9 protein-coding genes are annotated in these 15,134 nt (G+C 64.4%); 5 read left to right on the plus strand and 4 right to left on the minus strand.

Features of this window, described 5'->3' with window-relative positions:
- Positions 1–321: 321 nt before the first annotated feature.
- A complete protein-coding gene (glnE, locus tag V8Z78_RS13995; RefSeq protein WP_349731570.1) occupies positions 322–3,114 on the minus strand; it encodes a bifunctional [glutamate--ammonia ligase]-adenylyl-L-tyrosine phosphorylase/[glutamate--ammonia-ligase] adenylyltransferase in 2,793 nt (930 codons plus the stop codon).
- Positions 3,115–3,296: 182 nt separating this feature from the next.
- On the opposite strand from glnE, the gene V8Z78_RS14000 reads away from it, so the two are divergent.
- Genes V8Z78_RS14000 through V8Z78_RS14015 form a run of 4 tightly spaced genes read left to right on the plus strand, consistent with a single transcriptional unit; the run spans position 3,297 to position 10,877 of the window.
- Positions 3,297–7,358 carry a YhdP family protein gene (locus V8Z78_RS14000; protein ID WP_349731571.1) on the plus strand — a complete coding sequence of 1,354 codons (4,062 nt, stop codon included), beginning with the start codon at positions 3,297–3,299 and terminating at the stop codon, positions 7,356–7,358.
- Positions 7,355–8,170 (plus strand): carbon-nitrogen hydrolase family protein, encoded by an 816-nt coding sequence (locus V8Z78_RS14005; RefSeq protein WP_003066791.1) that lies wholly within the window; start codon positions 7,355–7,357, stop codon positions 8,168–8,170. The genes V8Z78_RS14000 and V8Z78_RS14005 overlap by 4 nt, the downstream gene beginning before the upstream one ends.
- Entirely contained in the window at positions 8,167–10,242 is a 2,076-nt protein-coding gene (locus tag V8Z78_RS14010) for a two-component system sensor histidine kinase NtrB (RefSeq protein ID WP_349731572.1), read from the plus strand. Before V8Z78_RS14005 ends, V8Z78_RS14010 begins: the two co-directional genes overlap by 4 nt.
- Positions 10,243–10,247: 5 nt before the next feature.
- On the plus strand, positions 10,248–10,877 hold the full coding sequence (locus V8Z78_RS14015; RefSeq protein ID WP_003066795.1) for a response regulator transcription factor: 630 nt from the start codon (positions 10,248–10,250) through the stop codon (positions 10,875–10,877).
- Positions 10,878–10,942: 65 nt separating this feature from the next.
- Here V8Z78_RS14015 and V8Z78_RS14020 read toward each other — a convergent pair whose 3' ends face one another.
- Both V8Z78_RS14020 and V8Z78_RS14025 read right to left on the minus strand, forming a co-directional pair.
- Positions 10,943–11,602: a YiaD family glycine zipper/OmpA-like lipoprotein gene (locus V8Z78_RS14020; protein WP_003066797.1), complete on the minus strand. Its 660-nt coding sequence runs from the start codon at positions 11,600–11,602 to the stop codon at positions 10,943–10,945.
- A gap of 184 nt (positions 11,603–11,786) precedes the next feature.
- Positions 11,787–11,957 carry a hypothetical protein gene (locus V8Z78_RS14025; RefSeq protein ID WP_177340956.1) on the minus strand — a complete coding sequence of 57 codons (171 nt, stop codon included), beginning with the start codon at positions 11,955–11,957 and terminating at the stop codon, positions 11,787–11,789.
- Here V8Z78_RS14025 and mltA point away from each other — a divergent pair.
- Positions 11,956–13,131, plus strand: a complete 1,176-nt coding sequence (mltA, locus tag V8Z78_RS14030; RefSeq protein ID WP_003066801.1) for a murein transglycosylase A — start codon at positions 11,956–11,958, stop codon at positions 13,129–13,131. The two genes, V8Z78_RS14025 and mltA, sit on opposite strands and share 2 nt — an antisense overlap.
- Positions 13,132–13,225: 94 nt before the next feature.
- Here mltA and V8Z78_RS14035 read toward each other — a convergent pair whose 3' ends face one another.
- Positions 13,226–14,935 (minus strand): MFS transporter, encoded by a 1,710-nt coding sequence (locus V8Z78_RS14035; RefSeq protein ID WP_003066803.1) that lies wholly within the window; start codon positions 14,933–14,935, stop codon positions 13,226–13,228.
- Positions 14,936–15,134: the final 199 nt, after the last annotated feature.

Consider the following 15,134-nt stretch of genomic DNA (forward strand, 5'->3'; position numbering starts at 1 on the left):
GAAAAGGCCACTCGAAAGTGGCCTTTTTTGGGGCATAAAAAAGCTGCGAAGCATCCCGAAACGAATTAAGAGAGGGAGGGAGGAGAAGCGCTCCGGGGATTGTTCAATGGGCGTACCCAAGGGCTTCGCAACTGGAAATTGGTGAATGCAGACCTGTCAGTTCATTGCACTTGACTATCAGATAAGACACTGTTGCAGAAGTTCCAGCCCCCGTGGGTTTCATTTTTGTAACAGTTTGGCAATGCCTGTAGGCAAATCTTGATGGATGCTGCCAGTGCCTCAAAAAGCAGGCGCTCACCAATCTCCGATCCCTTGAAGCAGCTAGCTGCTTTGCGTTGAGGCGACAGGCCCAAACACCGCAGTCCAGAGCTTGAGTACCGCTTCACGCTGGGCTTGGGCCTGCTCCGGTTCAAGCTGTCCGGAGCGCTCATCCAGTCTTGCCACGTGTTGCAGGCGACGCAGCTCGCGGTAGGCCTTGGCTGCTTCATAGCCCACAGCCTTGGGCAGCAGGCCCGCGTCTTCGGCGCGCTGCAGCAAGGCGATATTGCCCACATTGGCGATCAGCTCGCGGTGCGCGCCGGATTCGGCCAGCACCAGATACTGCACGGCAAATTCCACATCCACCATGCCGCCGGGACTGTGTTTGACGTCAAAAAGGCCGCCGCGTACCGGGTGGGCGCCACGCACCCGCTCACGCATGGTTTCAATCTCGCTGCGCAGAGCAGCGGCATCGCGCGGCGCGGTGATGACGGCTTCGCGCACCGCATCAAAGCGCTGATGCAGGTGCAGATCGGTCGCAGGTTCGCCGGCAGAAGAGGGAAAGTCGCGGCTGCCCAGCACAAAGCGGGCACGCGTCATGGCCTGGTGTTCCCAGGTCCAGGCGGTGTTGCTGCCGCGCTGCTGCTGGTAATTGGCATAGGACTCGAAGCTGGTCACCAGCAGACCCGAGTTGCCGTTGGGGCGCAGCGCGGTGTCGATCTCGAACAGATCGCCTTCACCGGTCTTGACGGTCAGCCAGTTGATGAGCTTGCGCACATAGGCCGCGTAAACCTCGGGCGCGCGGTCATCGTCGTCATCGAAGACGAAGACGATGTCCAGATCGCTGCCGTAGCCGAGTTCCTTGCCGCCCAGCTTGCCGTAGCCCACGATGCCGAAACGTGGCGTATCGCGATGGCGGCTCTTGAGCCGGCTCCAGCACCATTGGGCCGTGATGCGCAGCACGCTGTCGGCCAGGGCGCTGAGGTCGTCGGCCACTTGCTCTACGGTAATGCGGCCTTCGATATCGCGAGCCAGCGTGCGGAAGACTTCGGCATGGTGGGCACGGCGCAGCAGATTGAGCAAGGTCTCGTCGTCGTCCTCGCCCGTGGACTGCAGGGCGGCCAGGCGCATGGCCAGCTCGTGCTCGAAGTCTGCTGCAACAAAACGCTCCTTGAGGATGGCATCGCTGGCCAGCTCATCGATCACCCCGGGGTGTTGCTGCAGGTACCGTGCAGGCCAGCGTGCAGCTCCCAAAAGATGTAGCAATCTCTCGTGAACTGCCGGGCGTTCCAGCAGCAAGGCGAGGTAGCTTTCGCGGCGCAGCAGGGGTTCCAGCCACTGCAGAAAGCGTTTGGCAGCTTCTTCGCTGGACTGGCCGCTTTCCACCCATTGCGAGGTGCGCTCCACCAGCCTGAACAAACGAGCCCGCGCCTCGTCGCGCAGGCCGTTGATGCGGGTATTGCTGCGCCAGTCGGCGACCTGCCCGGCCAGCGAGGGAGGCAGGGCCTCGATCAGGTCTTCGATGTCTCTGGGCGTGGGCGGTCCGCCTGCCGCGGCCTTGGCGGCATTGCAGTGGCCGTTGCTGCATTGCTGGGAGTCGCCGCCGAGCAAGGTGTCGAACTCCTGTGCCACCAGTTCGCGGTGCTCGTCCAGCTGGTGCAGAAAGCCGCAGGCATCGGCATAGCCCAGTGTGCGGGCAATCCACAGCAGATCATCGTCGCGTGTGGGCAGCACATGGGTCTGCTGATCGTCCAGATACTGGATGCGGTGCTCCACCTGGCGCAAGAAGATATAGGCACGGCTCAGCGCATCGGCAATCTCGGCGCTCATCAGATTGGCCTGCACCAGGCGCTGCAGGGCTTCCAGCGTGGGTCGGCGGCGCAGCTCGGGGAACTGGCCGCCGCGCACCACCTGCAGCAGCTGCACGATGAATTCGATCTCGCGAATGCCGCCGCGCGAGAGCTTGACGTCGTTGGCGCGCTCGGGATGGCCCGCACTGCGCTTGGAGGCGTGGTCGCGGATCTGGCGGTGCAGGCTGCGCAGCGAGTCGAACACCGCATAGTCCAGGTAGCGGCGGAACACAAAGGGAAGCACCACGCCGCGCAGGGCCTGGACGTTGGGGGTCTGGATATCGGCCAGCGGCGCCACGATGCGGCTCTTGAGCCAGGCAAAGCGTTCCCACTCCCGGCCGTGAATCTGCAGATACTCCTCCAGCGAGGACAGCGAGACGGCGGGGGCGCCGGAATTGCCGTTGGGCCGCAGGGCCAGGTCGACGCGAAAGACAAAGCCGTGCTCGGTGGTGTCGCCGATCAGGCTGAAGATGCCCTTGACGGCGCGGCCGAAGTACTCGTGGTTGGAGATCACGCCGCGGCCGTCGGCCTTGCCCCGGGTGTCGCCGTCATGTTCGTAGACGTAGATCAGGTCGATGTCGCTGGAGACATTGAGCTCGCGGGCACCTAGCTTGCCCATGCCTATGACCCAGAACTGGACTTCCTGGCCGGCGGGTCCTTGAGGTGCACCATGCCGGGTGTCGAGTTCGGCGCGCACCTGGGTGCAGGCGCGATCCAGGGCCAGCTCGGCCAGCTCGGTGACGGCCTTGGTCACCACGGCGAGAGGTGCCTGCTGTTCGCAGTCCAACACGATGATGCGCTCCATCACCAGCTGGCGCAGCACGCGCAGCGCCGCGGAAAGATCCAGGCCGCGCGACTGCAGCGTGCCCAGGGCCTGCTCCATCAGGGCCCGGTCGGGGGCTCCCGGCGGCAAGGCGTCAAACCAGTTCTCGTAACGGCGGTGAAGACGCTGCACAAAGCGCGAGTACTGGGCCGGGGAAGGAACATTGAGGGCGTTTTCTGCCATTGCTTGCTCTGGGGACTGCATGCGGACCGTGAAAAATGATGTCAGGCAGGCAGGTAATCAGCCCGGCAACGTGTGGTTACCGAAACGCGCGCGGGGCGCCGGTCATAATTCCTGCCATTGCTAGGCCACCGATGATCGAACCGAAACCACTCCCAACTCGCCAAATTCATAGGCTGGCCAGCTTGGCACGGTGGTCTCTGGGACTGGTCCTTAGCCTGTGGCTGCTGCTGGCCACCGTGTGGGGGGTGCTCCATTTCTGGATTGTGCCGCGAATCGAACAGTGGCGCCCCGAGCTGGAATCCCTGGCCTCACGCAGCCTGGGTGTACCGGTTTCCATTGGTCGGCTGAATGCTTACCGCTCGGGTCTGGTGCCGACTTTCGAGCTGGGCGACGTAGTCCTGCATGACCCTGCGAACAAGAGTGAGGCCTTGCTGCTGCCCAAGGTGGTGGTGGCGGTCTCTGCCCATTCGCTGATGACCCTGGGCGTCGAGCAGATATATCTGGAAGGACCGGATCTGACGGTGCGCCGCGATGCCGACGGCCAGATCTTTGTGGCCGGTATTGCCGTGTCATCCGATCCGGGGCAGGGAACCGACTCCGACTGGATCTTCTCACAGCCCGAAATCGCCATCCGCAGCGGCAAGCTGCAGTGGGTGGACGAGCTGCGCAATGCTGCGCCCTTGCAACTGCAGGATGTGGATCTGGTGCTGCGCAACAAGCGCTGGCACCACTCCCTGCGGCTGGATGCCACGCCGCCAGAGGGCTGGGGCCAGCGCTTTACGGTCATGGGCAACTTCAAGGAGCCTTTGCTGTCGGTGCATGAGGGGCGTCTGGAGCGCTGGAGCGGACAGGCCTATCTGGACTTCACGCATATCGACCTGTCGCATCTGGGCCAGTATCTGGGCCCGCAGGACTGGAAACTGCAGCAGGGCAAGGGCTCGGTCAGGGCCTGGCTGGATGTGGAGCACGGCCAGCCCGTGGGCGGGGTGGCCGATGTCGCGGTACAGGCGTTGCAACTTCAATGGCGGGACAGACCCGAGCCCCTGGCCCTGCAGGCCTTGCGGGGGCGCCTGCGGGCCAAGAATCAGAACGGTTACCAGTTTTCCGTCCAGGGATTGCAGTTCACGGCCGATGACGGGTTGAACTGGCCCAGAGGCGATTTCAGCCTGCGCTATGTGCCGACCGGCGCTTCCGAGCAGGGCAGTCAGGGCGAGCATGGCGAGGTTCAGGCCGATTGCATCGACCTGGCCATTGCGGCGCAGATGCTGCAGCGTCTGCCCCTGCCGCAGTCCGTGCAGACCCAGCTCAAAGCGCTTGCGCCGGCAGGACAGCTGAGTGATCTCAAGCTGTCATGGCGCGGACCTCTGCAGCAGCTGGCGCAGTACAAGGCTTCGGGCCGGTTCGAGCAGCTGGGACTGCGCTCCCAGGCTTCGGAGGAGGGTCCGCACAGCATAGGTATTCCCGGCGTGCGGGGGCTGAGTGGCAAGTTCACCCTGGATCAGGACAGCGGCGAGGCAACGCTGACCAAGACGCCGGCCGCCAATCAGGCCATGCTGAGCTTCCCCGGAGTGTTTGAAGACTCCGACATCCCGTTCGACCAGTTCGACAGCCTGGTGCGCTGGCAGCTGCTGGACAAGGGCCAGACCATCAAGGTGCAGGTGCCTCGGCTGCGTTTCGCCAATGAGGACACGGCCGGCCAGGCCCAGGCCAGCTGGCAGTCCGGTGCAGGGACCAAGGAGCAGCCGCGCTTTCCGGGACTGCTGGATCTGCAAGGGCAGCTCAGCCGCGCCAAGGGTGAACGGATTTATCGCTATCTGCCCCAGGATCTGGGCAGCGATGCGCTGCGCTATGTGCGCGAGGCCATCACCACGGGTCAGGCCAGTGCAGTGAACTTCCGCGTCAAGGGCGAGCTCGAGCATGTGCCGTTTGAAAAACCGGGCAAGGGCGAATTCCACATCAGTGCCCAGGTGCATGATGTGAACTACCAGTTTGTGCCCGGCTATCTGCTGGGCCCCGGCGAAAAGCCCTGGCCGCCGCTGACCAAGCTGTCGGGCGAGCTGGTGTTCGACCGCAACTCCATGCAGGTGCGCAAGGCCAAGGGCTTTCTGGGGCATACCGCCATCGTGGTTGATGAAGCGCAGGCCGGAGTGGCCGACTGGAACCTGACCGAGGTGGAGGTCAACGCCAAGGCTCATGGAGCCCTGGGCGATATGCTGAACCTGGTCCAAGGCTCGGCTCTGTCTGCGCTGACTGCCCATGCTCTGGATGGCAGCAAGGCCACGGGCAATGCCAAGCTCAGCCTCAGGCTGCATCTGCCCACCATGCATATGGAGCGCAGCAAGGTACAGGGTGAAGTGGCGCTGGCGGGCAATACGCTGCAGCTGATGCCCGAGGTGCCCACACTCAGCCAACTGCGCGGCAATGTGCAGTTTTCGGAGACCGGCTTTCAGCTCTCGGGCGTGCAGGCCAGAGCGCTGGGCGGTGATGTGCGCATCGAGGGCGGCATGAAGCCTGCCGCCGACGCCGCCACGGCTCCGGTGCACGTGCGCGTGGACGGTATTGCCACGGCCCAGGGCCTGCGTGACGCCAAGGAGATGAGCGAACTGGTGGCTCTGGGCAAGCATCTGCAAGGCCAGGCACGTTATGGCTTGCAGATCAAGGTGCTGCACAGCGTGCCGGAAATCAGTCTGCAGTCCGATCTGCAGGGCATGGCGGTCATGTTGCCAGCTCCTTTGGGCAAGGCGGCCGACAGCTCCCTGGCCTTGCGTGTCAACCGCACAGTGCCAGCCGTGGCCAAGCCGCTGACCGATCAGTTCAGCGTGCAATGGGGCAATCAGGCCGCAGCTTTGCTGGAGCGCGATATCAGCGGGGCTCAGGCTCGCATCACACGCGGCAGCCTGGAGCTGGTGGAGTCGGGCAAGGCGGAAACCGCATTGCCGCCTGCCGGCCTGCAGGCCAGGGTGCAATTGCCGGTGCTTGATCTGGATGCCTGGAGTCGTTTGTGGCCCGATGGCGCAGGGGGCGCTGCCGATGGACCAGGTGCCGAGGAAGAGAGCTGGCGCCAGTTTGTGCCGCAGCAGCTGGCGCTCAAGGCGCGCGAGGTGAAGCTCCATGGCCGTTCGCTGCATGATGTGTCCCTGCAGCTCAGCCACGCCAGCAAGGTCTGGACCAACCAGATCCAGTCACGCGAGCTGGCAGGGCGTGTGGAGTATCGCGAGCCCTCCGCGCAGGAGCCGGGCGGCCTGGTCATCGCCAAGCTCTCGCGTCTGAGCATTCCCGACGGCCCGGACGAAGGGCTGGATGCTGCTGCGGAACAGACCGGCAATGTGCGTGAGTTACCGGCCTTGCAGGTCAGTGTGGACGACTTCCAGCTGGGCAAGCGTTCACTGGGCAAGCTGGATGTGGTGGCGCGCAATCACGGGCTGTCCGTCGGCGCGGGGCAGCGCGAATGGCAGCTGTCGCGCTTCAATATCAGCACGCCCGAGGCGACGTTGACGGCCCAGGGCTCCTGGGGGCTGCGCTCCAGTGACAAAAAGCACCCGGGGCAGACCCAGCTGCAGTTCCAGCTCAATCTGCGCGATGTGGGCAAGCTGCTCAATCGCTTTGACATGCCTGGCGTGGTTGCCAATGGACAGGGTCAGCTGCAGGGTGAAATCAGCTGGACAGGAGCGCCCGTGACGCCGGAGTTCAAGACCATGTCCGGCGCCGTGCATCTGGAGGTGCAAAAAGGCCAGTTCCTCAAGGCAGATCCGGGACTGGCCAAGCTGCTGGGCGTGCTCAGCCTGCAGTCCCTGCCCAGGCGGCTGACGCTGGACTTCCGCGACGTGTTCCGTAACGGCTTCTCTTTCGACTTCATGCGAGGCGATGTCACCATAGAGCGCGGCATTGCCAAGACGAATAACATGCAAATGAAGGGCGTGAACGCGGCCGTGCTGATGGAGGGCTCTGCCGATATCGACAAGGAAACCCAGGACCTGCATGTGGTGGTGGTGCCGGAGATCAACGCCCTGTCCGCCTCCCTGGTTGCGACGGCCATCAATCCCGTGGTGGGGCTGAGCAGCTTTCTGGCACAGATGATTCTGCGTGGCCCGCTGATTGCGGCCACGACCAAGGAGTTCCATATCCACGGCAGCTGGGAAGACCCGCAGGTGACCGAGCTGCCCAGGCGCAGCGTGCCCAAAGCCGGAGCCGACGATGCCGGCAAGCAGCCCGCTGCCGCTCCAAGCTCAGAGGAGAAACCATGAAGATTGCCGCTCTACAAATGGTCTCGGGTCAGGATGTCGCCGCCAATCTGGCACAGGCGCGCAGCCTGATGCAGCAGGCCGCGGCCCTGGGCGCGGAGCTGGTGGTGCTGCCCGAGTATTTTTGTGCCATGGGAGCCAGGGACACCGACAAGCTGGCCTACCGGGAGGTTTTTGGCCAGGGGCCGATCCAGGACTTCATGGCCGGGGCGGCTAGGCAGCTGCAGCTGTGGGTGGTGGCCGGCACGCTGCCGCTGCAGGCCGCTGACGACAGCCATGTGCTCAACACCAGTCTGGTCTATTCGCCCGAGGGCGAATGCGTGGCCCGCTACGACAAGATCCACCTCTTTCAGTTCGACAACGGGCGCGAGAGCTATACCGAGGCTGCCGTGGTGCAGGCGGGCAGCCAGCCCGTGGTCTGCGACATACAGGCCAGAAATGGCGTGAGCTGGCGCCTGGGCCTGAGTGTCTGCTATGACCTTCGCTTTCCCGAGCTGTACCGCGCACTCAGCGCACAGGGGGCCGACCTGCTGCTGGTGCCAAGTGCCTTCACCTACACCACGGGCCAGGCGCACTGGGAGGTGCTGCTGCGGGCGCGGGCGATAGAGAACCTGGCCTATGTGCTGGCACCGGGCCAGGGCGGCGTGCATGAAAACGGTCGCCGCACCTGGGGCCACAGCCTGCTGATCGACCCCTGGGGCGAGGTGCAGGGCCTGCAGGCCAGCGGCACCGGCGTGGTGGCGGGAGAGCTCAATCGTGACCGCTTGCTGCAAGTGCGCCAGCAATTGCCGGCCTTGACCCATCGTGTGCTGTGACTGATCCGCTGAATACCGCTCTTGATGCACTGCCCGAGGACCATCCTGCCCATTGGCCCTGGCGGCGCTGGCGCATGGCCTGGAAGCGCTGGTCGCTATGGACCTTGCTGGTGGCACTGGTGGTCAGCATGCTGGTCACCATGGTCTGGCTGGCCGGACGCTATGAGGCCTCGCAGGTGCAGGAAAAGCTGGAGCGCGACACCGCCAATGCGGTCGGCGATATCCGTGCAGCGCTGGGCCGCAATCTGCAGGACCTGCTGGCGCTGAGCGCCTACAGCAGCAAGCACTCGGCCTGGCGCGAGCATGCGACCGAGCTGCTGCAGCAGCGCCGTGACCTGATGCGCATCGAATGGCGCGGTGAAAACATGCGTCTCATCGAGCATGCCGAGACGCCTTATCGCACCTTGCTGGTCGAGGACGAAAGCCATTTGCCCGAGCTGCATTCGGGCGAGGCACTGACCTGTACCCAGGCCAGACGCGTCAACGGGCCATCGTACTCGCCCAGCCGCTTCCAGCTGCTGGGCGAGGGCCTGGGCACGGAGACCATGCAGGTCTGCATGCCGCTGACGGAGAACGGTCATGTGGTGGGCTATGTGCTGGGCACGTACAGCCTGCAGGGCATTCTGATGGCCCAGGTGGGCAAATCCCTGCCGCGCACCCAGGAGGTTTCGTTCACCGAGCCGGACGGCACGCGTCTGGCCATGGTGGGGGCGGCCTGGCGCGGCTCGCGCATGTTCACGGCCCAGCAGTTGCTGGATCTGCCGGGCAACACCCTGGTGCTGCGCATGGACAGCTGGCATCACGCGCCCAGCGTTTTTCCGAATGTGATGACGGCGCTGGTGACCGGCATGTCGATCGCGCTGGTGACCGTGGTGGTGGTGCTGGTGCGCGACAACCGCCGCCGCCTGCGTGCGGAGCGCGATCTGGGCGATGCGCTGGCCTTTCGCAAGGCCATGGAGGACTCCCTGGTCACGGGCATGCGTGCACGCGATCTCCAGGGCCGCATCACCTATGTGAACCCGGCCTTCTGCAATATGGTGGGCTTCAGCGCGCAGGAGCTGCTGGGCCTCAATGTGGCGCCTTACTGGCCGCCCGAGCTGGCCCAGGAATATGTGAGCCGACGCGATCAGCGCCTCGCCGGCCTGCTGCCCACACCGCGCCAGGGCCACGAGAGCGTGTTCATGCGCAAGGACGGCTCGCGCTTTCCGGTGCTGATTTTCGAGGCGCCGCTGATCACCGCCCAGGGCCAGCACACAGGCTGGATGAGCGCTTTCATCGATATCAGCGAGCAGCGCCGCATGGAGGAGATGTCTCGTGCCTCCCAGGAGCGCCTGCAGGCCACGGCACGCCTTGCGACGGTGGGCGAGATGGCCTCCATGCTCAGCCATGAGCTGACACAGCCGCTGGCCGCCATTTCCAGCTATGCCACGGGCTCGCTCAATCTGCTGGAGCATGAGCCGACCGACCCTCAGGTCCCGCATCTCAAGGACTTGCGCATGGCTCTGGAGCGCATCGGTTTTCAGGCCGACCGCGCAGGCAAGGTCATCAAGAGCGTGCGCGATTTCGTGCGCCGGCGCGACAAGTCCAGAGAGGTGGTGCAGCCCGTGGAGCTGATCGATGCCGTCATGCCTCTGGTCTATCTGCAGGCGCACAAGCTCAATGCAACTGTGCAGCTGGAGCTGGAGCCCGATCTGCCGGGGGTGCTCTGCGATGTCACCATGGTCGAGCAGGTGCTGCTCAATCTGGCGCGCAACGGCATGCAGGCCATGGACCTGCCCGAGCTCAAGGAGAGGGTGTTGACCATGGCTGTCAGGCGCAGTTCTGACGGTAATAGCGCGCGTTGGGTAGAATTTTCCATCATGGACTGCGGCGCCGGCATTTCTGCGGAAGTCGCCGAGCAGCTGTTCACCCCCTTCTTCACCACGCGCACCGAAGGCATGGGCCTGGGCCTGAGTCTGTGCCGCACGGTGGTGGAGCAACATGGTGGTCACCTTGATTACCGCCCGCACCTCCCGCAGGGCACGGAGTTTGTCTTCACGCTTCCGGCCCACTGGGAACCCAGAGAGAACTAGGCTTCATGGAACCTGTAACCGACGCTACCGTCTACGTGGTGGACGACGATGCCGATGTCCGAGAGGCATTGGCATGGCTGCTGCGTTCGCGCAGATTGCTGAGCGAGTGCTATCGCAACGCCGAAGAATTCGAGCAGGCCGTGCTGCAGACCAGCCCCGTGACGCGTCGCCCTTGCTGCCTGCTGCTCGATATGCGCATGACGGGCATGAGCGGGCTGTCGCTGTTCAACCGCATGCTGGAGCGCGGCCAGATCGAGGCCATGCCCGTGATCTTTCTGACCGGCCATGCCGATGTGCCGACGGCCGTGGATACGGTCAAGCGCGGTGCCTTCGATTTCTGCGAGAAGCCGTTTTCCGACAACGCGCTGGTGGACCGGGTGGAGCAGGCTCTGGCGCTGTCCGCCGAGCATCTGGCTGCCTTGCAGGCGCGCGAAGAGGTGCGCAGCCGCCTGGACGAGCTGACCGATCGGGAAAAAGACGTGATGAAGCTGGTCGTCGAGGGCGTGCCGAACAAGTTGATTGCCGATCAGCTCGACATCAGCGTGCGCACCGTGGAAGTGCACCGCGCGCGTGTCTTCGACAAGATGCAGGTCAAGTCGGCGGTCGAGTTGGCCAATCTGCTGCGCAACGCCTGAGCGCAAGCCTCCGCGACATGAAAAAAGCCCCGCTTGGCGGGGCTTTTTGCTGGTCTCGCGCTGGCTTATTGAGGCGCACGCTCGCCCACGAAGATTTCCACGCGGCGGTTGCGCGCACGGCCTTCGTTGGTGGCATTGGAGGCCACGGGCTGGTGCGAGCCCATGCCCTGAACCTGGATGCGGGCGCCGTTGACGCCACGCGAGGTCAGATAGTTGCGGGTGCTCTCGGCGCGCTGTAGCGACAGAGGGTTGTTGATGGCATCGGAGCCTGTGCTGTCGGTGTGGCCGATGATGCGCACTTCTGCGTTGGGGTTGTTGCGCAGACCTTCGGCAAAGCGATCGAGGATGGGGGCGAAGTTGCCCTTGATGTCGGCGCGGCCGGTGTCAAAGGAGATGTCGCTGGGGATGTCCAGCTTGAGCTGGTTGTCCGCAGTCTGTGTCACGCCCACGCCTGTGCCCTGGGTCGCGGCTTCCATTTCACGCTTTTGCTTCTCGAGGTTCTGCGACCAGATATAGGAGCCCAGGGCGCCGACACCGGCACCGATCAGTGCACCCTTGCCGGCATGGCCGCCAGCAATGGCGCCGATGGCAGCGCCGCCCAGTGCGCCCACGCCTGCACCGGTCGCAGTACGACGCGTGGTGTCCGACATGCCGCCGGTATTGGCGCAGCCGGTGATCAACAATGCAGAGGCCAGAGCGGCCGTCACAGCCATTTGCTTGCGCATAGAAAACTCCTTAGTTTGATAAACGACCCGGAGGGTCTTGCAAACCAGCTTCGCGTAAAAGCTGCAAGGCCACGAGCGTACTGCCAAGAGAAGGCAAAAAAAGTAGGACGCGGGCCAGCGAGCGGTTTCTGATGCAAAAGATTGTCACATGCAGCCCGCGCTGCAGTGGCTGCAGCGCCATGGGCTAAGCTCGATTAGAGCGATCTTGTTCGGGGTCTGCAAGCACTTCTTGGTGCGGCGCAGGCTCGACCGGGGCCGGCAACTCACCCTTTTTTCGACCTGAGAACATGGTCCACCACACAATAGCGACCAAAATGGCCAATGCCAGCAGTGCTTCAAGCAAAATCAGACCCATGAATTTCCATCTCCTGCGCCGTGCTTCACTGGCGCTGATTGTAGGAACCCTGGTGGCATGCACCACCACCAAGCAGCAAAACGACCCGGCATCGGTGCCCGAGATGGCTCCGCATGGCGGGCCGGCTTCCGCAGCCAAGCCGCCGTTCACCGCCAATGTACCGACTAAAAGCCGCTGGGTGGCGGTGGACTGGGGCGAGTTGCCCGGCGTGCCCCAGGATTCCTTGAACGAGGCCTGGAATGCCTGGATCAAGAATTGCGAGCGTCCCAGCACCGTGTTTGCCAATCTGTGCGGCGAGGTGCGAAGGCTGAGCATCGCCTCGGAAGACGAGCAGCGCAGCTGGATGATGAACACGCTGCAGCCCTATCGCATCGAAGCGACCACGGGCAGCCCCGACGGCATGCTGACCGCCTATTACGAGCCCTTGTACGAGGCGCGCCGTGTGCAGGGCAACGGCTTCAACGTGCCCATCTATCAGGTCCCGCAGGGCTTTGGCAAGCGCAAGCCCTGGTTCACGCGCCAGCAGATCGACACCAACTCCGAGGCCCAGGCCGCCCTGGCCGGCCGTGCCATTGCCTGGCTGCGCGACCCGGTGGACATGCTGGTGCTGCATATCCAGGGCTCGGGCCGGCTGATGCTGACCGAGGCCGACGGCCGCCAGCGCATGATCCGCGTGGCCTATGCCGGCACCAACGATCAGCCCTACAAGAGCGTGGGCCGCTGGCTGCTCGACCAGAACCTGGTGCGCGATGCCACCTGGCCCGGCATCAGCGCCTGGATTGCCGCCAATCCCTCGCGTGTCAACGAGATGCTTTGGAGCAATCCGCGCTATGTGTTCTTCCGCGAGGAGGCGCTCAATGACTTCGATGCCCAGTTCGGTCCCAAGGGCGCCCAGGGCGTGGCGCTGACGCCGGGCCGCTCGATTGCCGTGGACCGCAACAGCATTCCCTATGGCACGCCGGTCTGGCTGTCCACGCCCGGCCCTACGGTCTCGCTCAATCGCCTGGTGTTCGCGCAGGATACGGGCAGCGCCATTCTGGGCGCCGTGCGCGCCGACTATTTCATGGGCTGGGGGGCCGAGGCTGGCGATGTGGCGGGGCGCATCAAGCAGCCGCTCAAGCTCTGGGCCTTCTGGCCCAAGGCCTTGGCCGGATCGGCGCCGCATCTGCGCTGATGCTAAAAACAGGAGCTGCCAGCGCTTGCCAGTCAATGAATTTCAATGGATAGCTATCTGAAATCATTTCACAGTAAGCGCTTGGAGCTCTCTTTTAAAGAGCGTCGCTGAAGTAGCGCTGCACCACGGGCGGCTCCTTGCCCTTGTGAAAGCTCAGCTTGCGGTCGCGCAGCGCCACATCGGCGGTCGTCACGCGCTCGAAGCGGCGCAGATGCTCGGTCCAGGATTCGTCGGTGATCTGCTCCACGAAGCGCTCGGGCTGGCTCATGCTGTGCAGCAGGCTCCAGGACAGCGCGCCCTGGCGCAGACGGCTGCGCCGGCTCAGCTGCATCAGGTCGCGGAAGGCGCCGGCCCTGGCCGGGTCGATCAGGTACTCGATGGTCACCACCACGCGGCCGGCTTCGGGCGGCAGCGCTGCCGTCGGCGGCGTGAAGGCGCGCGAAGGGCTGAGGTCTTCCTCGATGTCGCGGTCCGGGTTCAGGCGCTGTACGATCAGCAGTGCCGTGAGCCCGCTGACGGCGGCCACGGCCATGCTGATCTGCACCGAGCCCAGGCTGGCGACCTTGCCCCAGATGGCGGCGCCAATGGCCGTGCTGCCCATGATGGACATCTGGTAGATGGACATGCCGCGTGCCCGCACCCAGTTGGGCAGGGCCATCTGCGCGGCCACGCCCAGCGTGTTGGCCGTGGCGAGCAGGGCCATGCCCGAGAGCATCATGCCCGGCACGGCCACGGCGATATGGGGGGCGAAGGCCACGGTCAGCGTGGCCAGGCTTTGCGCGGCCACGCCGGCCAGCACCGTGCGCTCGCCCGACAGCATCTGGCGTATGCGCGGCAGCAGCATGGCGCCCAGGATGGCGCCCGCGCCCATGGAGGCCAGCAGCAGCGTGAAGGTGCCGGCACTGCCGCTGCTGGCCGTGCCGTGGTCCAGGCGCTGGGCCGTCAGCGGCAGCAGGGCCATGATGGCGGCGGCCTGCAGAAAGTAGCAGACGGTGCGCAGCAGCACGGCATGCATGCGCGGCGACTCCTTGATGAACTGCAGGCCCACCCGCATGGCCGAGCCCAGGCGCTCGCGGCCCAGCGGGTTGGCGGGCTGCTGGCGCTTCCAGCGCAGCAGCACAAAGCCCGAGACGATGGACAGCACGGCGTTGAGCACAAACACCCAGGCGCTGCCCAGGCCGGCAATCAGGGCCCCGGCGACCAGCGGGCCGATGATGCGCGAGGCATTCATGGCCACGCCGTTGAGGGCCATCGCAAAAGGCAGGTGGTGCTTGGGCACCAACTCGGGGATCAGCGCGGAGAACACCGGCCAGCGCATGGCCAGGCCGATGCCGTTGGCAAACACCAGGGCCAGCAGCAGATAGGGCGTCAGCTGGCCCGAGAGCACGGCCAGGCACAGCAGCAGCGCCACGGCAGCCACCCAGAACTGGGTGACGATGAAGTAGCGGCGTCGGTCCAGGATATCGGCCAGCGCCCCGCTGGGAAGGGCCAGCAGCATGACCGGCAGGGTGGAGGCCGACTGCACCAGCGCCACCAGCACGGGCGAGGTGGTCAGCGATGTCATCAGCCAGGCGGCCGCCACATCGTTCATCCACATGCAGATATTGGCCGTCATCCAGATCATCCACAGCATGCGGAAGGTGGGTGTGGCCAGCGGTGTCCAGACGCCCGGGGCCGCGGCAGGCGGCGCGCCTCCGTCATGCATGGCCGAGGGATCTTCGAGCAGCTTGCCTGCAGGGACCTGGCCGGAGTCTGAAGTTATTGGATTGTGGGAAGCGCGTGCTGCGGAATCATCGTGGGCCATGGGACACGATTCTGTAGCAGGAAAGTTGTGCTGACAAATACGTAGTTCCTCACAGCACCAGGCTGCGGCGGCCACCTGTCGTAGCGGTGACGGGTGCTATTGATCAGTGAGCTTGCAGCGCATGCCAGTCAATGATTTCAATACCGATACGTCAGGTATTGCCCATGGGTCAAGCGGTACGCGCTTCACTTTTTAAGTG

Origin of the sequence: Comamonas sp. wu1-DMT (assembly GCF_040187805.1) — a bacterium.
GTDB lineage: Bacteria > Pseudomonadota > Gammaproteobacteria > Burkholderiales > Burkholderiaceae_C > Comamonas > Comamonas thiooxydans.